Origin of the sequence: Streptomyces sp. JH002, assembly GCF_050916115.1 — a bacterium.
GTDB lineage: Bacteria > Actinomycetota > Actinomycetes > Streptomycetales > Streptomycetaceae > Streptomyces > Streptomyces xiamenensis.
On record NZ_CP087989.1, the window covers coordinates 5,535,109 to 5,552,722 of the forward strand.

The following is a 17,614-nucleotide window of genomic DNA, read 5'->3' on the forward strand; positions in this document are numbered from 1 at the left end:
GGGGCGGTCCCGTGCCGCGACAGGTGTGCGGCCAAGGTGGTGACGGTGTGCCGAATTCTTCACGTACCGGGTGCTGGGCGACGGGGTTACCCGCTCGTAACGTGAGGGGTACTCAGCAGTAACTGTGGTCCGGACCCCAGCATCTGCCGCGCTGTCACCCCCCATGTGAGTCCAGCGAGGAGCCGCCCCGTGAAGCTGCCCCGGAACGCCACCCGTATCCGCACGAGACGACTGACCACCGGCCTGCTGCTGGCCGCCCTGCTCGCCGTGCTGCCCGCCCCGGCCACGGCCGCAGCCTCCGCCTCCAGCGGTGCTCCGGCCGCTGCCGCCGCCACCGGCGGCTGGAACAAGGAGAACTGCGTCCCCGCCGCCGGTCACCCCCGCCCCGTGGTCCTGGTGCACGGCACCTTCGCCGACGGCACCAACAACTGGCTGGGCCTGGCGCCCTATCTCGTCCAGCGCGGCTACTGCGTCCACTCCTTCGACTACGGCCGGCTGCCGGGCGTGCCGCTCATCGGCGGCCTGACCCCGATGGAGGAATCGGCCGGTGAACTCGCCGCCCACATCGACCGGGTCCTGGCCCGCACCGGGGCGAGCGAGGTCGACCTGGTCGGCCACTCGCAGGGCGGCCTGATGCCCCGCTACTACCTCAAGCACCACCCAGGAGCGGCGGACAAGGTCAACGCGTTCGTGGCGATCGCCCCCAGCACCAACGGCACCACCCTGCTGGGACTCACCAAGCTGCTCGACCTCTTCCCCGGCCTGGACCGGGCCATCGCCGAGGCCGCCCCCGCCCTGTCCCAACAGGTCGCCGGTTCCGACTTCCTGCGGGAACTGAACGCCGACGGCTACACCGTGCCCGGCGTCACGTACACGGTGATCGCCACCCGGTACGACGAGGTGGTCACCCCGTACCGCTCGCAGTTCATCGAGGAGCCCGGGGTGCGCAATGTGCTGCTCCAGGATCTGTGCCCGCTGAACATCTCCGAGCACGCGACGATCGGGCTGCTCGACCGGACGGCCTTCCACGAGACGGCCAACGCCCTCGACCCGGCGAACGCGCGGCCGACGAACTGCTGGTCGTTCCTGTCCCAGGGCCTGTCGTCAAAGTAGCGCCGTCCGCCCGAAGGGCGGGCCCCGCCGACCACCGTTGCGCCGACGGCACGGTGCTCGTCGTGGACGAGACCGGTTGTGTGAAGCGGCGCTACCGGAGTGCTAGTTCGCCTCGTACAGCCCCTCGGCGTAGCGGGGACCGTAGTGCTCCTCCAACTGCGACAGGGAGTCGGCGGGACGCTCCAGCGCCTGGGCGATCCGGGCCCGGCTGGGCAGGGCCTCGGGCTGCCAGCTGTCCGGGTCCCAGGTGTGGGAGCGCAGGAACGCCTTGGAGCAGTGGTGGAAGATCTCCTCGATCTCCACCACCAGGGCGAGCTTGGGACGGTTGCGCCGCACGATCATCTCGTCGAGGAACGGGGCCTCGCGCACGATCCGGGCGCGGCCGTTGATCCGCAGGGTGTCGCCGCGTCCGGGCAGCAGGTAGATGAGCCCCACCCGCGGGTTGGCGAGGATGTTGCGGAACCCGTCCAGGCGCTTGTTGCCGGGGCGCTCGGGGATGGCGAGGGTGCGGTCGTCCAGGACGAGCGTGAAGCCGGGCGGATCACCCTTGGGGGAGACGTCGCAACTGCCGTCGGCGGCGCTGGTGGCGATCAGGCACAGCGGTGAGCGGGCCAGCCATGCGCGGTCCAGGGCGTGCAGCGCGGTGCGCGCCTTGTCCCGGGTGTACGGGGCGGGTTCGCCGACCAGCTCGCGCAGTTCACTCTCGGAGGTGACTTCCACGAAGGTGTCGGGTGCCGACGTCATCGCGCTCCCCTTTCCGGGTCTGCCCCCCAGGTGCTGACAGCACGAAGCGTACGGCGGTGCCGCCGTCTCCCCTGAAGGTGGGGGCCGGGAGACGGCGGCACCGGTTCACGGGCCGCGCCGGTCAGGCGCGGCGGGCGGCGGCCGCCCGGCGGCGGGCGGCCAGCAGGAGCGTGGCGGTGCCGACGCCCAGTGCCGCGGCGCCGCCCAGGGCGAGCGCGGTGGTGGCGGAGTCGCCACCGGTGGCGGCCAGTTCGCGGTCATCGGCCGGCTCGGCGTCCGGCTCGGCGTCCGGCTTGGTGTCCGGGTCGGTGACGGCGTCGTCCGTGCCGCCGGCCGGGGCGGGGCGGTTGGCCTCGGGCGCCGCGTCCTCCTCCCGCTGATCGCCGGCGGCGGGCTGCTCGTGCCCGTCGTGCGGGTCCTCGCCGTGCTGGTCGTGGTCGCCTTGGTCACCGTGGCCGCCGTGGTCTTCGTGGCCTCCGGTCTCCGGCTCGGCGGCCGGCGGCGCCGGTTCGATCACCGGGTCGCCGCCACCGCCTGTCCCACCGCTGCCGCCGAACACCACGTCCGAGCAGGTGTAGAACGCCTCGGGGCTGTCGCTGCGCTGCCAGACGCTGTACACCAGGTGCCGTCCCGAACGCTCGGGGACGGTCATGTCGAAGACGTAGGAGCCGCTCTCCAGCGGCGGGTCGGTCACCTGGCCGAACGACTCCAGGTCGGACCAGCGCAGCGGGGCGGTGGGGTCGTACCCCTCCTTGGTGATGAACAGTTCGAAGCCGCCGCGGTGCGGTGCCGTGGCCCGGTAGCGGAAGGTGTGCGGCCCCGCGGCGAGTTCGGAGGCCGGCCAGTCCGCGCGCGCCTGGTCGAGCCCGGCGTACTTGTCGCGGCCCGCGCTGCACAGCTTGCCGTCCGGAATCAGTTCCCGGTGGCGTCCGGCGGCGTCGGCGAGGTTGACCTCGTTCCAGTCGTACAGCGGCTGGGTGCCGCCGATGGCCACCAGGTCGCGGCACGCGGCCGACACCGGGCTCTCCGGTCCCTCGTCGAAGCAGGTCTTCACCCGGCTCACCGGGTCCTCCAGCGAGCCGTGGGCGCCGGCCGGGGTCGCGGTGGCCAGGGTGATCATCAGCGGTGCTACGGCCAGGGCGGCGACCGTGGCGGCGGTGCGCAGCGCAGTCATCGTGGAACGTCTCCTCGGATCGGGGGCCCGGGCCGTGACGGGGGATCAACGGCCCGGGGAGTGAGCACGCTAGCCGCCGGACGGGGCCCGATCCTGGCGGGAAGCGGCCTTTCACGGGTCTTTAAGTCCGGGCTAAGGACGGGCGCAAGGCGGGGTTAAGCACGGAACGGGCGGGTGGGGCACCTCGGATGGACGGTGGACTTTCGGTCATAGGGCCCGGGGTGGGACAGGCATGGTTGACATGGTTAGGTATGCCTAACCTAAATTGATCGACGACCGAGCCGCACCCGACCGCCGCGCACCACCCGCACGACCCGCCCCACCGTCAACGCAAGGGACCGTACAGAGCCCATGAGCATGCCCGGCCACGCACCAACCGTGCCCGTGCCCCCCACCCTGCTGGAGCCCGACCTGCTGGCCGCCGACCCGGCGGGACTCGCCGACGTCGGCCGGCTGGTCACCGAGATCACCCGCGAAGCCGCCGGCGCCCTGCGCCGCCGCACCGGCCCGCTGCCCGCCCAGACCCCCCGCCAGCTGGCAGCCCTCGTGGACCGCCAGCTCCCCGAGGGGCCGATACCCCGTCACGGCGGGGGGCGGGAAGCCGTTCTCGCACTGGCCCGCGCCTACGCGGCCGGCACCGTGGACCTCGCCGATCCGCGCGCCGCCGCCCACCTCCAGCCCCCCTCGCTCAGCGTCGCCGCCGCCGCCGACGTCCTCGCCTCCGTCTTCAACGCCTCCGTCGACACCTGGGACTCCGGCCCCTACGCCGTGGAACTCGAACGCCGCCTCATCACCGCCCTCACCGACCTCGCCGGCTACGGTCCGGCCGCGGGTGGGGTCCTCACCCCCGGCGGCAGCGCCTCCAACCTCCAGGCCCTGCTCATCGCCCGCGACACCGCGCTGCGTCCGGGCCGCGACGTACGCGCCGTGGGGCTGAGCGGGCTGACCGTACGCCCCGTCCTCTACTGCTCCGAACTGGCCCACTTCTCCATGGCACGGGCCGCCGCGCTGCTGGGACTCGGCGAGGACGCCGTACGTCCCGTCGCCGCCGACGAACACCACCGGATGCGCCCCGAGGAGCTCGACCGCGCGCTGCGCACCCGCGCCGCCGACGAACTCCCCATCGCCGTCGTCGCCACCGCCGGAACCACCGACTACGGCTCCATCGACCCGATGCCGCAGCTCGCCGCCATCGCCCGCGACCACGGGATCCGGCTGCACGTGGACGCGGCGTACGGCGGCGGCGCGCTGTTCTCCGCCCGGCTGCGCCCCCTGCTGGACGGCATCGAACTCGCCGACAGCATCACCATCGACCTGCACAAGACCGCCTGGCAGCCGGCCGCCGCCAGCGCCCTGCTGCTGCGCGACCGGGCCGGCTTCACCGCCACCACCGGGCTGCGCGTCGCCTACCTCAACCCGGAGGACGACGGCGAGGCCGGCTACGACGGGCTGCTGGGCCACTCCCTGCAGACCACCCGGCGGGCCGACGCGCTCAAGGTCGCCGCCACCTTCCTCGCCCTGGGGCGGGAGGGAGTCGGCGCCATGCTCGACGCCTGCCACGACCTCGCCCGGCACGCGGCACGGTCCGTGGCCGCCCATCCGCGCCTGGAACTGACCACGGAACCCGTCCTCACCACGGTCGTCTTCCGCTACCGGCCGCGGACGGCCACGGACCCCGCCACCGTCGACGCCATCAACGGCGCGCTGCGCCGGCGCCTGCTGCGCGAGGGCAGTGCGCTGATCGGCCGCACCGAGACCCAGGGCGCGGTCCAGCTGAAACTCACCCTGCTCAACCCGCAGGCCAGGACGAGCGACATCGAGGACATGCTGGCCGCCGTGGACGCGGCCGGGGCGGCCGAGGAGGAAGCGCACCATGGCTGAGAAGGAAACCGGAACCGTCCTCGACCTGGCGGCGGTCGGCATCGGCCCGTTCAACCTGTCGCTGTCGGCCCTGGCCGACGACGTACCCGGCCTGACCTACGCGGCGTACGACCAACGCCCGCACTACGACTGGCATCCCGGGCTGATGTTCGACTGGGCGAAACTCCAGGTCGGCTTCCTCGCCGACCTCGTCTCGCTGATCCGGCCCACCAGCCGCTGGTCGTTCCTCAACTACCTGGTCGAACACGACCGGATGTACCCGTTCTACATCTCCGAGCGCTTCCACATCCCGCGCCGGGAGTACGCCGACTACTGCGCCTGGGCGGCGGCCCGCATACCCGGGCTGCACTTCGGCACGTCGGTGGACGCGGTGGAGTGGGACGCCCGGCGCGATCTGTGGCTGCTGACGCTGCGGGACGTGGCGACGGGCACCGTCCGGGTGCAGCCGGCCAGGAACATCACCCTGGGCATCGGCACCGAGGCGGCGCTGCCCGCACCGCTGAAGGACCTGGCCGGCCACCCCAGGGTCATCCACTCCGGCGAACACCTGCACCGGATCGAGGAGTTCGCGGCGGCGGGCGTACGTGACATCACGGTGCTCGGCTCCGGCCAGTCCGGGGCCGAGGTCTTCCTCGACCTCCTCCGCCGGCAGAAGGAGAGCGGCTGGGCGGTCAACTGGCTCACCAGGTCATGGGGGTTCGCGCCGCTCGACTACTCCAAGCTGGTGCTGGAGTACACCACCCCGCAGTACATGCGGTACTTCCACGCCCTGGAGCCCGGGGTGCGCGACCGGCTGATCGCCTCGCAGTGGCAGCTGTACAAGGGCATCGACTCGGAGACGATCGACCTCATCCACGAGGAGCTGTACGACCATCTGCTGGACGGCGACCGGCCGCCGGTGACCCTGCTGCCGGCCACCGCGCTCACCGCGGCGGAGACGGCGGGAACGGTGGGGACGGGGCAGGGCGGGGAGACGATCCGCCTGACGACGGCCCACGCCGACACCGGCGAGCGGGCGGTACGGGAGACGGAGGCGGTCATCGCCGCCACCGGCTACGCGCCGCGCCGCCCCGCGTGCCTGACCCCGGTGGACAAACTGATCGCCTGGGACGCCAAGGGCCGGTACGACATCACCGAGGGCCACCGCGTACGGACCGCCCCCGAGGTGGGAGCCGGGCTCTACGTCCAGAACGCCGAACTCCACACTCACGGAGCCGCCGCACCCGACCTGGGCATCGGCGCCTACCGCGGCGCCCTGATCCTGAACGCGGTCAGCGGCGGGGACATCTTCCCCATCCCGCGCCGTACCGCGTTCCAGACCTTCGGCCCCCAGTAACGCTCCGGGCCCGGCCGCACGCGGCGGCCGGGCCCGGACCCGAGCGGTTCCCCCAGCGATCTGTCCTCTCGCTGGCCCGGCCGTCCGCCCACCGGACATGATGGGGTGGTCTGTCGGGGGAGCACCGACAGCGCTGACACGTGGGGGAGTCGGTCGCATGAGGGACACGTACTGGGACGAAGCCGCGGCGACGTTCGACGAGGAAGCCGACCACGGCCTGCGGGACCCGGCCGTACGGGCGGCGTGGGACGCGCGGCTGCGCACCTGGCTGCCCGGGCGGCCCTCGCGGGTCCTGGACCTGGGCTGCGGAACGGGCAGTCTGTCGGAACTGGCCGTGGAACACGGCCACACGGTGACGGCGATCGATCGGTCCGAGCCGATGGTGCGGCTCGCCGGGGCCAAACTGGCCGGCGGTGCCACCCTGGCGGTGGGCGACGCCGCCCACCCGCCGGTACGGGCCCAGGCGTTCGACGTGCTGCTGGTGCGCCATGTGCTGTGGGCGCTGCCCGACCCGCGGGCTGTCCTGTCCCGCTGGGCCGCCCTGGTCCGGCCAGGGGGGCGGCTGATCCTGGTGGAGGGCCGCTGGGGCGAGTCGGCCCCGACGGGCATCGCGGCGACCGAACTGCGCGCGATGCTCTCGTCCTTGCCGGACATTCCCCCCGCCGCCATCCGCCACGACGACCTGACGGACGACCCGGACCTGTGGGGCCGCCCGGTGCGGGACGAGCGCTACGCCCTGGTCGCACGGACCATGACGGGCTGAACCGGACCGGGCGGCGGCCCCGACGGGCCCGCACCGCCCGCCGGCGCGGCGACGTGCCGCACCGGCGTCCGCCAAGGCCATGTGCGGTCGGCGGGAGGGAGTTTGGACAACCACGGGCCGCCCGGTAGGTTGCGGCTCACTGTCCGTGTGTTCGAGGGGTGAGGCGTCATACAGCGCAGGCCGGGCGGCGAGCACACCCAACGGGGCTGGGGCCAGGCACCGGGCCCGCAAAAAGTCTTAGCCCCGGCGACGTGATCGTGAAGATCAGCGGTCCACCGGGGCTTGTCATCCCTCAGCCTACCCGATTTCTCAGCAGGAGGAACCTGTGACGCAGGTATCCCCGGTCCCCGCGCCGGGGCCGTGGGTGGAGAACTGGCTGAGCCCCGCCCGGTACGCGGTCTACCTGACCGCGGCCGACGGCGATCGCGCCCGCGCCCTGGCCCTCTACGAGTGGAACACGGCCCTGGCCTGCGCGGTCCTGCGCGATCTGAGCCACTTCGAGATCGCGCTGCGCAACGCGTACGCGCGGGCACTGGACACCACCTGGACCGGCGCCGGGCACTGGCTGGACGACCCGGGCAGCCCGCTGCGGGCCCCGCTGATCCGGGTGCGCAAGAGCCGGCGCGGTCCACGGCGGCGGGTCGACATCAACGACAAGACCCGCGGCGCCATCGACGGAGCCCGCAAACGGTACGGGCGCACGGCTCCCCCGGGGAAGGTCATCGCGGAGCTGTCGCTGGGCGTGTGGCGGTACCTGTCCACCTCCGCCCACGAGAAGACGCTGTGGGTGCCGCATCTCCATCGCGCGTTCCCGCCCGGCACCCACCGCGCGACGGTCGACCAGCTCATCGGCGCCCTGCACGAGCTGCGCAACCGCGCCGCGCACTGGGAACCCCTGCTGGCCGCGCCCGTCGCGCTGCGGACGAAGGACCTGCTGACCGTCACCGGCCTGCTGAGCCCGGAGCTCGCCGCCTACATACAGCACACCAGCCAGGTCGGGCCGACCCTCGACCGGCGCCCCTGACCGGCCGGGGCGCGCGGGCTCCGGCCGCCCCGGGAGGGCGGACGGGCCCGCGCGTGTCCGTCCGGCCGTGCGTGAGCGCTACGCCTCGTCCGGCCGCATCGCCGCCGCCAGCCGCAGGTGCGGGGCCGCGTCCGCGTCCCGCCCCTGCCGCTCCAGCGTGCGGCCGAGCAGTAGCCGCAGGTAGGCGTCGTCCGGGGTGTCCCGGGTCAGCCGCTCCAGCGCCACCCGGGCCCGCTCCAGCTGCGCGGAGTGGTAGTACGCCCGTGCGGCCAGCACCTGGACGGCGCGGTCCGTCCCGTGCTCGGCCAGCAGGGGCCGCAGCAGGGTCAGCGCGCCCAGCGGGTCGCTCTTGTCCAGCAGTGATTCCGCCTGCCGCAGGCGCCGCACCTCCTCGGGGAGCTCCCGGACCGGCGGGGCCTGGGCCGCGTCCCGCAGGAACGCGGCCATCGCGTCCGGGTGCTGGGCGCCCGCCAGGGCCAGGGTGCCGGCCACCAGGGTGGGGGAGGTGCGTACGCCGATGGCCTTGCCGCGCAGCAGCGCCTCCTTCACCTGGTGCGTGCCGCCTGCGGCGGCCAGTCGTGCGCCGCCGTGGACGAAGCCCGCCGTGCGGGCCACGCGCTCCAGGACGGCCGGGTCGCTGATGTCCTGGGCGTCCACGAAGTGCGCCTTGAGGACCTCTTCCACCACCGCGTTCTGGAGCTCCGCCCCGCCCTCCTCGTACGCGAGGGCGATCAGCCGGTGCGCCGGTCCGCTGTCCGCGCGCCACATCGCGCCGAAGGGGGTCCCGAGCCCCTCGTCGGCCGCGACCTGCGACACCCGGATCCGGTTCTCGGCCCAGGTCGTGCGCTCGGGGCCGCAGGCGTTCAGCGCGTCGTCGACCAGCGGATCGATCTGCCATTCCGCCAGCGGCTCGGCCTTCGCCGGCGCCATGGGGTCGATGCGGTAGGGCTGCCACACGACCTCGACCGGCTCGCCCTCCCACGCGGCAAGGGCCGCTTCGAGCCGCCGCTTGCCGATGTACGCCCAGGGGCAGACGACATCCGCCCAGATCTCGATACGCATGCCGCCAATATAAGCAACAGGTGTTGGTTATGCAACACCTGTCGTACACTGCCGCCGTGAACCCCGACGATCCCCGCGCCCGCCGCACCCGCGAACGCCTGCGCGCCGCCGCGCTCGAACTCGCCGGTGAGCGCGAACTCAGCGCCATCACCATGTCCCTCATCGCCCGGCGGGCCGCGATCAACCGCGCCACCGTCTACGCGCACTACCCGGACCTCGACGCCCTGGTCACCGACGCGATGGACGACGCCATCGGCCGGCTCGCCCGGGCCGCCGCGCTCTGCCCGCTCCAGGCCCCCCGCGACGCCCCGCCGCCGCCCCTCCTGGACCTCTTCACAGAGGTCGAGGCCGGCGCCGTGCTCTACCGCCGGATGCTCTCGGAGGGCGGCAGCGCCCGGTTCGCCCGGCGCATGCAGCACCGCCTCGCCGCCGGTCTCGCCGAACGCTTCGCGCAGGGCCGCCGCCCGCCGGGCGCCGCCGACGTCCCCCTCGATCTGCACGCCGGGTATCTGGCCGGCGCGCTGTGCGGGGTGATCACCACCTGGATCAGCGCGGACCCGCCCGTGCCGGCCGCCGACGCCGCACTCGCCACCTGGCGCATGCTGCGCGTGTGACGGCGGTCGCACGGGGCGTTCCCGGAGGGCGGTGCATCCCGGGATGCGCCGCCCCCCGGCGCCCCTCAGCCCAGCTGGAGGGAGCGCTTGGCCAGCCCGCCCCAGAAGCCGTCGATGACCGACCGCTGGGTGGCCAGCTCCGCCTCGCCCGCGCCGAGGGTCACGAACAGCGGGGCGAAGTGCTCCGTACGGGGGTGGGCGATCCGCCCGGCCGGCGAGGCGTGTTCGAAGTCGAGCAGCGCGTCGATGTCGCCGGCGCCCAGTGCCTCCTGGCCCCAGGCGTCGAACTCCCGGGACCACCCCGGCGCCTCCTGGGGCCCACTGCCCCAGGTGAAGCCGCTCAGATTGTGGGTGAAGAAGCCGCTGCCCACGATCAGCACCCCCTCGTCCCGCAGCGGCGCCAGCCGCCGGCCGAGGGCCAGCAGCCGCTGCGGGTCGAGGGTGGGCATGGACACCTGGAGCACCGGGATGTCCGCGTCCGGGTACATCTCCTTCAGGGGTACGTAGGCCCCGTGGTCCAGCCCGCGCGCCGGGTCCTCGTGCACGGGGGCGCCCGGGCCGCCGACCAGGGCGCGCACCCGCGCGGCCAGCTCGGGAGCCCCGGGCGCCGCGTACGTCACCTGGTAGTAGTGCGCGGGGAAGCCGCCGAAGTCGTACACCAGGGGCACGGTGCGGGTGGCGCCGATGGTGAGCGGGGCGGACTCCCAGTGCGCGGAGACGATCAGGATCGCCCGGGGCCGCGGGAGTGCGGCGGACCAGTCCGCCAGCTGCCGGGTCCACAGGGCGTCATCGGCCAGCGGCGGCGCTCCGTGACTGAGGTACAGCACGGGCATCCGGTCGGCTGCGGTGGTCATGGCACTCCTCGAAGGGGAAAGCGGCCTGCTCCGGGTGGGTCCCGGAGCAGGCCGGGGTCAGTCCCGGAGCTGTGTTCAGTTCCGGATGAGCAGGGTGATGCCCGCGACCACCAGGGCGAACGCCAGCGCGGCGACGCCGTGCGCCAGCCGGTGCTCACGCACCTGCTCGGGCAGCGGGAGGATGTGGTCGACCGCGTACCGGCCGGGGCCGGACAGGGTCAGGGCGACGGCGGACAGGCCCAGCAGCAGCGGCAGTTCGAAGCCGCCGAGGAACGGGTCGTCCCAGTGCGCGGAGACGATGACGTTGACCATGGTGCCCACGATCGCGGCACCCGCCAGCGGAGTGAGCAGCCCGAGGGCGAGTCCGAGGCCGCCCAGGGTCTCCGAGAGCCCGGCGATCAGCGCCATGGTGCTCCCGGAGGGGTAGCCGAGGAACTCGAAGAACTGGCCGGTGCCGTCCAGGCCGCCGCCGTCGAACCAGCCGAACAGCTTCTGCGTGCCGTGCGCGGCCATGGTCAGCCCGACGGCCAGGCGCAGCACGAGCAGCCCCAGGTCGGTGCCGCTGGGTGCGCTGCGCTCGCCGCCGCCGAGTGCGGCACGGGACATCAGAGTTGTGGGGGAGGTCATGTGTGAGGTTCTCCAGGTGGACGTTGTCGTTCAAATTCGAACCACGTTTCCAGGAGCGTACGGGACGGTTCGAATTTGAACAACCACGTACGATGGAGGCATGGCGACGACGCGATGGCTGGACGAGCAGGAGATGGCCGCCTGGATTTCCTTCCTCGAGGTGACCCATCGCGTCTTCCGCTCCGTGGAGACCCAGCTCAAGGAGGACGAAGGGCTCTCCCACCCCCAGTACGAGATCCTGGTGAAGCTGGCCGCGGCGGGGGAGGCCGGACTGCGCATGACGGTCCTGGCCGATTCGCTCATCACCCCCAAGAGCGGGCTGACCTACCAGGTCGGCCAGTTGGAGAAGCGGGGCCTCGTCCTGCGCAGGGCCTGTGACGCCGACGTGCGCGGGGTCACCGCGCGGATCACCGCCGAGGGCATGGATGTCCTGCGGGCGGCGGCCCCCGGGCACGTGGCGCGCGTGCGCGAGGTGCTCATCGACCAGCTGGACCGACGCCAGCTGCTCGCCCTCGCGGACGCCCTGGGCACGGTCAACGCCCGGCTGCGGGAACAGGCCGACGGGCCGGTGGGGGCGACCTAGCAGCGGCCCGGACGGGAACCGGCGGTCCGCCGGTCCGCCGACCGGCCACGGAGCGGGGACAATGGGCGGCGTGAAGATCGCCATCGACGCCGCCTCCGCGACCGCCCCGTTCGAGCAGCTGCGCGCCCAGATCGCCGCACAGGCCCGCGCCGGCACCCTGCCCGTCGGATACCGGCTGCCGACCGTACGCGGTCTCGCCGAGCAGCTCGGCCTCGCCGCCAACACCGTCGCCAAGGCGTACCGGGCCCTGGAGAGCGACGGCGTCATCGAGACCCGGGGCCGCAACGGCACCTTCGTCGCCGCCGCGGGGGACGCCGCGAGCAGGGAGGCGGCGACGGCGGCCCTCGACTACGCGCGCCGCGCCCAGCGGCTCGGCCTGGACCACGACGCCGCGCTGGCCGCCGTCCACGACGCCCTGCGCGCCACGTACCCGAGCTGATGGTCTGTACGAGCGTTGACGTCCTTCCACGCCCGGGGCACAGGAGTGACGAGCGTCAACGGAGGGCGTGCGGGCGAGAATGAACACGGCACGCGCAGGAGAAAAGCCGGGGGAAATGGAGGCCGAGTGACCGGAGTTCCTGTCATCGCGGCGGACGGTGCGACGGTCACGCTGGGTGACACCACACTGCTCGCGCCCACGACGTTCAGTGTGCGACCGGGTGAGCTCTGGTGCCTCACCGGAAGCAACGGATCGGGGAAGACCACGCTCCTGCGTGCCTTCCTCGGCAGCCGCAGCCTGAGCGCCGGCTCGTGCTCGGTGAGGGGCGAACCCGCCGACCCGGCCCGCCCCCGCCAACGCCGTCTCCTGGCCTCACTCGTCGAGCCGATCCCCATCGCGCGCGACATGACCCTGCACGAGCAGGTCATGCTCGTCGCCGCCTCCTGGTACGGCAACACCCCGGAGACCGGCGAACGCGCCGAAGCCGTCATCGAACGGCTGGAGCTGTCCGCGCTGGCCGAACGCTTCCCCCACCAGGTCTCCTCCGGACAACTTCAGCTGTTCAACCTCGCGCTGACGCTGGTCCGCCCCGCCGAGGTCGTCCTGCTCGACGAGCCCGAACGGCACCTCGATGCCCATCGCGTCCACCTGGTCGCCGCCCTGCTCACCGAACGCGCCCGCAACGGCACCGCGTTCCTCGTCGCCACCCACGAACCCGCCCTGGTGGAAGCCTGCGACGGCCGCGTGGAGCTGGGATGATCACCACGCCCGGCGTCACGACACCCGACGCCGACGACGAGGCGGACCCCGGCCCCGACACCGGGGCGGCGGCGCGCGTCCAGGCCGTACGGCGCCACTACGCCCACCGAGGCGACCGCGCCACGGTGCGGGGCCGCGCGTACACCGTCTATCTCATCGCGCTGTTCGCCCTGATCTACCTCGTGCCCGTCCTCTACACCGCCGGCACTTCACCGGCCCTCCTCACCGTGCGGACGCTGACCGCGGCGGCGCCTCTGACCTGCGCCCTCGCCCTGGCGGGCTGCTGGGGCGGCCAGCTCACCGGCCGGTTCTGGGGGCCGCTGGTGCTCCAGCCGTTCCTGCTGCACGTGTTCACGTCCACCGACATGCCGCCGACGAGCTACCTCGGCGCGATCGCCAGGCGCCGGGTGGCCGCCGCGGGCACCGCCGTCCTGCTGGCCGCGATCACCGCGGCCTACCTCACCACCGACCTGTTCGACCGTCCGGGCACCGCGCTGCCGGGCCTCGCGGTCGGGGCGGGCGTGAGCGCCCTGGCCGCGGTGGCCTGGCTGTGGGGCCAGGTCCGGGCGGTGCGTGACAACCTCCTGCTCGCCTCGGCCGCCGGCGGCGTGGCCCTCCTCGTGAGCGCCCTGAGCCTGGCGGTCCCGGACGGCGAGGGCGGCCTGTGGCTGGTGGCCGGCGTGCTGGCGGCCGGCGCCGCCCTCCTGGGACGGGCGGCCTTCCGCTCGATCCGGACGATCGACCTCGCCCGCCTGGCCCGCGAATCGGCCCGCGCCTCCCAGGCCCGGACATACGCGTGGACGGGAACCCTCCACCACGCCCTGGAGCTGTACCGCCCGGAGCCACGCGGGCTCACCTCCGCGCTGATCCGCCCCGACGGGCGGCTGCGCGGCCATCTCACCCAGGGCGCCGTCCGCGCGCTGCGCACCCGCGGCCGCGCCCTCGCGGCCGTGCTGCTCCTGCTGACCGGCGGCGCGGTGCTCACCCGCGGGGTGGCCGGGCCGGAGGGCGGCCTGTCGCTGTCGCTGTGGCTCGCCGGGGCGATCGGGGTCTACCTGGGATCCGGCTGGGTGAGCGAGACCTGGCGCGGCCTGCGCGACGAGCTGACCCTGGCGCCGCTGCTCGGCGAGTGGTGGGGCGGGACGCTCGCCCGCACCCTGGCCTGGCCCCTCACCGCCGTGGTGACCGGGGCGGGGCTGGGGGGCGCCCTCGCGCTCCTCCTCCCATGGCCGCTCAGCGGCCGGCCGGCGGCGCACGCGGTGCTGCTCGCCGCAGGCTCCGTAGTGCTGGTGCTCGGCGCCAGATTCCTGCGGGAGATGAAGCTGAACCTGCCGCTGGAACTGCTGCTCCCGGTCCTCACGCCGCTCGGCGACCTGTCCGGGCTGCGCATCGTGGCGTGGCAGTTCGACGGCTTCGTCGCCGTGCTGACCGGCGTCGCCGTGCTGAACGCCGTGCCCTCGGCCCCCGGCGCGGGCGCCCTCGCGGTCCTCATCGCCGCCGGCTGCGTCTGGGCCGGACTCCGGCGAACGGGCTGGGCACACCGGGGCCTGCTGTACCGTCTCCGCCGCGTCTAGGCGCGGGTGTTCGGGGAACTGCCACGGCGGGGGACGAGGGCCCCTGCGGTTCCCGGTGCGGATGTCGCCTTCCCCACCGGGGCGCACAGGCCCTCAACCGTGGCAGCACCACCCGGTGCGCAGCGGGCCTACACGGCCCGCGCGCCCCCGCCCCACAGCCACACCGTGGTGTCCGGGGGCAGCTTGCCGTTCTCGATCCGGTCACTGGAGAGCAGCACACCCCAGTCCTTCGCCAGCGGATACGGCTCGGAGGAGAGGTTCACCGCGCAGCGCAGCACCGCCGCCCGCTCGAACGACAGCACCCCCGGGGGCGCCTCCAGCCAGCGCAGCGACTCCGCCGCGAACCCGCGCTGCCCGCGCCGCAGCCGCAGCGCCGAGCGGTACAGCTCCAGCATCGACCCGGGCGTGCCCGACTGCGTCTGCGCCGTGCGCCCGTGCCACTCGCGGGGCTGGGGCAGCCACGGCTTGCTGCCGCGCGGCCCGAAGCCGAACGGCGCCTCCGCGCCCGACCACGGCATCGGCACCCGGCAGCCGTCCCGGCCGCGCACGGTCCCCCCGGTGCGTTCCCAGGTCGGGTCGCGCAGCAGCGCCTCCGGGATGTCCTCGACCTCCCACAGGCCCAGTTCCTCGCCCTGGTAGAGGTACGCGTTCCCCGGCAGCGCCAGCATCAGCAGGGCCGCCGCGCGCGCCCGGCGGGTGCCCAGGTCGAGGTCGCACGGGCCGGCCGACTCGATGTCGTAACCGTGCTCCCCCAGCAGCGTCTCCTTGCGGCCGAACCGGGTGACCTGCCGGGTGACGTCGTGGTTGCCCAGTACCCAGGTGGCGGGCGCGCCCACCTCGCCGTGCGAGGCCAGATTGCGGTCGATGACGGAGCGCAGCGCCTCCGGCTCCCAGGGGGCGGTCAGGAACGGGAAGTTGAACGCGGTGTGCAGTTCGTCGGAGCGCAGATAGTTCGCCAGCCGGTCCTCACGGACATGCGCCTCGGCCACGAACACCCGGTCCCCGGCGTAGCTGTCGGCGATCTTCCGCCAGGTCTGGTAGATCTCGTGGACGTCGTCGTGGTCCCAGTGCGGATGCCCCTCGCGGTGCCGCTCGTGCTCGAACAGCAGCTCCTCGGGTATGCCCAGATCCGGCAGTGCCGGGTCCTTGGCCAGGCCGTGCGCCACATCGACGCGGAAGCCGTCCACGCCCCGGTCGAACCAGAACCGCAGAATCGATTCGAACTCCGCGCGCACCTCCCGGCTCGCCCAGTTGAGATCGGGCTGCTCGGGCGCGAACAGATGCAGGTACCACTGCCCGGGCGTGCCGTCCGGATCGGTGGTCCGGGTCCAGGCCCGGCCGCCGAACCGGCTGCGCCAGTCGTTGGGCGGCAGCGAACCGTCCGGGCCGCGCCCGTCGCGGAAGAGATAGCGGTCGCGCTCGGGCGAACCGGGCGGCGAGGCCAGCGCCTCGGCGAACCAGGTGTGCTGGTCGGAGGTGTGGTTGGGGACGATGTCCAGCAGGACACGGATGCCGTGCGCGTGCGCCTCGGCGATCATCTCCTCCGCCTCGGCGAGCGTGCCGAAGGACGGATCGATGGCCCGGTAGTCGGCGACGTCGTAGCCGCCGTCCTTCATGGGGGAGGGGTACCAGGGGGTCACCCAGATGGCGTCGACGCCCAGCTCCTTCAGGTACGGGAGCCGGGCCCGCAGTCCGGCGATGTCGCCGATGCCGTCGCCGTTGCCGTCGGCGAAGCTGCGGATGTAGACCTGATAGCTGACGGCCGTACGCCACCAGGGCGTGGCCGGTGTCCGGTGAATACGGGTGCGGGGCACGTATCTTCCATTCCTCTTGCGAGTTGACCCTGGGAGATGCGCGGCTTCAGCGGCTCACCGCGCAGTGGTGCGGGTGTGCTGGTCCGGGTGACGTTCGGGTGGTCCGCCCGGGTACGGGGCGGAGTCCGCCGCGGGTTCGGGCGGATGCTCGGGACTGGTCCGGGGGCCGGCCACGCGGGCCGCTCCGGTGGTGCCCCGGACCACGAGCCGGGTGGGCACCACCACCTCGGTCGGCTCCTCGCTCGCCCCGGACAGCGCGTCCAGGATCTGGCGGGCCAGCAGCTCCCCTTGATGGGCAACGGATTGCGCGATGGTGGTGAGGTTCAGCAACTCGGCCGTCTCGTGGTCGTCGAACCCGATGACCGAGACATCGTCGGGGGCCCGCAGGCCCATTCTGGTCAGGGTGCGCAGCGCGCCGAACGCCATCAGGTCGGACTCCGCGAACACGGCGGTCGGCGGGTCGGGAAGGCTCAGCAGCCGGGCCATCGCGGAGGCGCCCTCCTCGATGCCGAAGTTGCCGGGGGCCTCCAGCTCGGGCTCGTACGGGATGCCGGCCTCGGCCAGCACCGAACGGTAGGCGTGCTCACGGACGATGGGCGTGGTGAAGCCCCTTGGGTCACCCAGCGCGCCGGTGATCATGCCGATCCGCCGGTGCCCGAGGTTGATGAGATGGCGCACCGCCGTGGTGGCGCCCTGGGCGTTGTCGATGGAGACGTGCCAGCAGCCCGGCACCCGGGTGCCCAGGACGGCCACCGGTACCTCCATCGAGACCAGCGCCTCGGACTCCGCCTTGGACAGCGGGAGGTTGAGGACGATCAGCGCGTCCACCCGGCGGCGCAGCGGCATCCGGGCGAAGAACCGTTCATGGACGCGGGCATCGCCCAGGTTGTACAGGAGCAGGTCCAGGTCGTTGGCGCGCAGCACCGCGTCGATGCCGGAGAGCACCTGGCTGTAGAACCACCGGTTGACGAACGGCAGTACGACACCGATGGTGCCGGTCCGGCCCGAAGCGAGGCTGGAGGCGTGCGGGGAGATCGCGTACGAGAGTTCCTCGGCCGCCCGCAGTACCCGGTCCCGGGTCGTCTCGGAGACATTCGGCAGACCCCGCAGCGCGCGCGAGACGGTGGCCGTGGACACCTTCGCGCGTCTGGCGACATCGATGATGCTGGCGGCCATACGCTCTGCTGACCCTCCGTTCGCTGCGACGAGCCCGAACGTACTGCCGATGACGGAGGGAATGCAATCGTTTACAT

17 protein-coding genes are annotated in these 17,614 nt (G+C 73.3%); 10 read left to right on the forward strand and 7 right to left on the reverse strand.

All coding sequences use genetic code 11. The features are described from left to right. Positions 1-189: 189 nt before the first annotated feature. Complete coding sequence (locus tag H7827_RS25365) at positions 190-1,113, forward strand: esterase/lipase family protein (RefSeq protein ID WP_432747463.1); 924 nt, start codon at positions 190-192, stop codon at positions 1,111-1,113. A 102-nt stretch (positions 1,114-1,215) separates the two neighbouring features. Here H7827_RS25365 and H7827_RS25370 read toward each other — a convergent pair whose 3' ends face one another. Together H7827_RS25370 and H7827_RS25375 are read right to left on the reverse strand one after the other, a co-directional pair. Continuing rightward, entirely contained in the window at positions 1,216-1,857 is a 642-nt protein-coding gene (locus H7827_RS25370; protein ID WP_432747465.1) for a pyridoxamine 5'-phosphate oxidase family protein, read from the reverse strand. A gap of 121 nt (positions 1,858-1,978) precedes the next feature. Then, positions 1,979-3,031, reverse strand: coding sequence for a lytic polysaccharide monooxygenase auxiliary activity family 9 protein (locus H7827_RS25375; RefSeq protein ID WP_432747466.1), 1,053 nt, complete (start codon positions 3,029-3,031; stop codon positions 1,979-1,981). A 378-nt stretch (positions 3,032-3,409) separates the two neighbouring features. Between H7827_RS25375 and H7827_RS25380 the strand changes: the two genes are divergently transcribed. The 4 genes from H7827_RS25380 (at position 3,410) to H7827_RS25395 (ending at position 8,035) form a co-directional block, all read left to right on the forward strand. Next, a complete protein-coding gene (locus H7827_RS25380; protein WP_432747467.1) occupies positions 3,410-4,912 on the forward strand; it encodes a pyridoxal phosphate-dependent decarboxylase family protein in 1,503 nt (500 codons plus the stop codon). Beyond that, positions 4,905-6,248, forward strand: coding sequence for a lysine N(6)-hydroxylase/L-ornithine N(5)-oxygenase family protein (locus H7827_RS25385; protein ID WP_432747468.1), 1,344 nt, complete (start codon positions 4,905-4,907; stop codon positions 6,246-6,248). Before H7827_RS25380 ends, H7827_RS25385 begins: the two co-directional genes overlap by 8 nt. 157 nt (positions 6,249-6,405) lie before the next feature. Next, positions 6,406-7,011, forward strand: a complete 606-nt coding sequence (locus tag H7827_RS25390) for a class I SAM-dependent methyltransferase (protein ID WP_432747469.1) — start codon at positions 6,406-6,408, stop codon at positions 7,009-7,011. Between the two features lie 325 nt (positions 7,012-7,336). Then, the gene (locus H7827_RS25395) at positions 7,337-8,035 is read left to right on the forward strand and encodes a hypothetical protein (RefSeq protein ID WP_432747470.1); all 699 of its coding nucleotides are present in this window, start codon (positions 7,337-7,339) and stop codon (positions 8,033-8,035) included. Between the two features lie 78 nt (positions 8,036-8,113). On the opposite strand, the gene H7827_RS25400 is transcribed toward H7827_RS25395, so the two are convergent. Continuing rightward, on the reverse strand, positions 8,114-9,097 hold the full coding sequence (locus H7827_RS25400) for a DsbA family protein (protein WP_432747471.1): 984 nt from the start codon (positions 9,095-9,097) through the stop codon (positions 8,114-8,116). 56 nt (positions 9,098-9,153) lie between these two features. Here H7827_RS25400 and H7827_RS25405 point away from each other — a divergent pair, with 56 nt between their 5' ends. Next, positions 9,154-9,711 carry a TetR/AcrR family transcriptional regulator gene (locus H7827_RS25405; RefSeq protein WP_432747472.1) on the forward strand — a complete coding sequence of 186 codons (558 nt, stop codon included), beginning with the start codon at positions 9,154-9,156 and terminating at the stop codon, positions 9,709-9,711. A gap of 65 nt (positions 9,712-9,776) precedes the next feature. Here the strand turns inward: H7827_RS25405 and H7827_RS25410 are convergent, their stop codons facing one another. Beyond that, entirely contained in the window at positions 9,777-10,565 is a 789-nt protein-coding gene (locus H7827_RS25410; RefSeq protein ID WP_432747473.1) for a dioxygenase family protein, read from the reverse strand. 75 nt (positions 10,566-10,640) lie between these two features. Next, positions 10,641-11,192: a DoxX family protein gene (locus H7827_RS25415; protein ID WP_432747474.1), complete on the reverse strand. Its 552-nt coding sequence runs from the start codon at positions 11,190-11,192 to the stop codon at positions 10,641-10,643. A gap of 100 nt (positions 11,193-11,292) precedes the next feature. Here H7827_RS25415 and H7827_RS25420 point away from each other — a divergent pair, with 100 nt between their 5' ends. The 4 genes from H7827_RS25420 to H7827_RS25435 all read left to right on the forward strand — a co-directional run bounded on the left by H7827_RS25420 (position 11,293) and on the right by H7827_RS25435 (position 14,547). Beyond that, positions 11,293-11,775: a MarR family winged helix-turn-helix transcriptional regulator gene (locus H7827_RS25420; RefSeq protein WP_200368166.1), complete on the forward strand. Its 483-nt coding sequence runs from the start codon at positions 11,293-11,295 to the stop codon at positions 11,773-11,775. 61 nt (positions 11,776-11,836) lie between these two features. Continuing rightward, positions 11,837-12,214, forward strand: a complete 378-nt coding sequence (locus H7827_RS25425; protein WP_432747475.1) for a GntR family transcriptional regulator — start codon at positions 11,837-11,839, stop codon at positions 12,212-12,214. Positions 12,215-12,340: 126 nt separating this feature from the next. Continuing rightward, complete coding sequence (locus H7827_RS25430; RefSeq protein ID WP_432747476.1) at positions 12,341-12,973, forward strand: ABC transporter ATP-binding protein; 633 nt, start codon at positions 12,341-12,343, stop codon at positions 12,971-12,973. Continuing rightward, entirely contained in the window at positions 12,970-14,547 is a 1,578-nt protein-coding gene (locus H7827_RS25435; protein WP_432747477.1) for a hypothetical protein, read from the forward strand. The genes H7827_RS25430 and H7827_RS25435 overlap by 4 nt, the downstream gene beginning before the upstream one ends. A 128-nt stretch (positions 14,548-14,675) precedes the next feature. On the opposite strand, the gene H7827_RS25440 is transcribed toward H7827_RS25435, so the two are convergent. Further along, a complete protein-coding gene (locus H7827_RS25440; protein WP_432747478.1) occupies positions 14,676-16,361 on the reverse strand; it encodes a glycoside hydrolase family 13 protein in 1,686 nt (561 codons plus the stop codon). A 54-nt stretch (positions 16,362-16,415) separates the two neighbouring features. Next, positions 16,416-17,537 carry a LacI family DNA-binding transcriptional regulator gene (locus H7827_RS25445; protein WP_030727901.1) on the reverse strand — a complete coding sequence of 374 codons (1,122 nt, stop codon included), beginning with the start codon at positions 17,535-17,537 and terminating at the stop codon, positions 16,416-16,418. Positions 17,538-17,614 lie beyond the last annotated feature (77 nt).

Excerpts from the sequence above, each read along its gene's own strand:
- H7827_RS25410 (WP_432747473.1), bottom strand. The coding sequence starts at position 10,565 with ATGACCACCGCAGCCGACCGGATGCCCGTGCTGTACCTCAGTCACGGA.
- H7827_RS25445 (WP_030727901.1), bottom strand. The coding sequence starts at position 17,537 with ATGGCCGCCAGCATCATCGATGTCGCCAGACGCGCGAAGGTGTCCACG.
- H7827_RS25385 (WP_432747468.1), top strand. The coding sequence starts at position 4,905 with ATGGCTGAGAAGGAAACCGGAACCGTCCTCGACCTGGCGGCGGTCGGC.
- H7827_RS25420 (WP_200368166.1), top strand. The coding sequence starts at position 11,293 with ATGGCGACGACGCGATGGCTGGACGAGCAGGAGATGGCCGCCTGGATT.
- H7827_RS25400 (WP_432747471.1), bottom strand. The coding sequence starts at position 9,097 with ATGCGTATCGAGATCTGGGCGGATGTCGTCTGCCCCTGGGCGTACATC.
- H7827_RS25425 (WP_432747475.1), top strand. The coding sequence starts at position 11,837 with ATGGGCGGCGTGAAGATCGCCATCGACGCCGCCTCCGCGACCGCCCCG.
- H7827_RS25415 (WP_432747474.1), bottom strand. The coding sequence starts at position 11,192 with ATGACCTCCCCCACAACTCTGATGTCCCGTGCCGCACTCGGCGGCGGC.
- H7827_RS25375 (WP_432747466.1), bottom strand. The coding sequence starts at position 3,031 with ATGACTGCGCTGCGCACCGCCGCCACGGTCGCCGCCCTGGCCGTAGCA.
- H7827_RS25370 (WP_432747465.1), bottom strand. The coding sequence starts at position 1,857 with ATGACGTCGGCACCCGACACCTTCGTGGAAGTCACCTCCGAGAGTGAA.
- H7827_RS25435 (WP_432747477.1), top strand. The coding sequence starts at position 12,970 with ATGATCACCACGCCCGGCGTCACGACACCCGACGCCGACGACGAGGCG.
- H7827_RS25390 (WP_432747469.1), top strand. The coding sequence starts at position 6,406 with ATGAGGGACACGTACTGGGACGAAGCCGCGGCGACGTTCGACGAGGAA.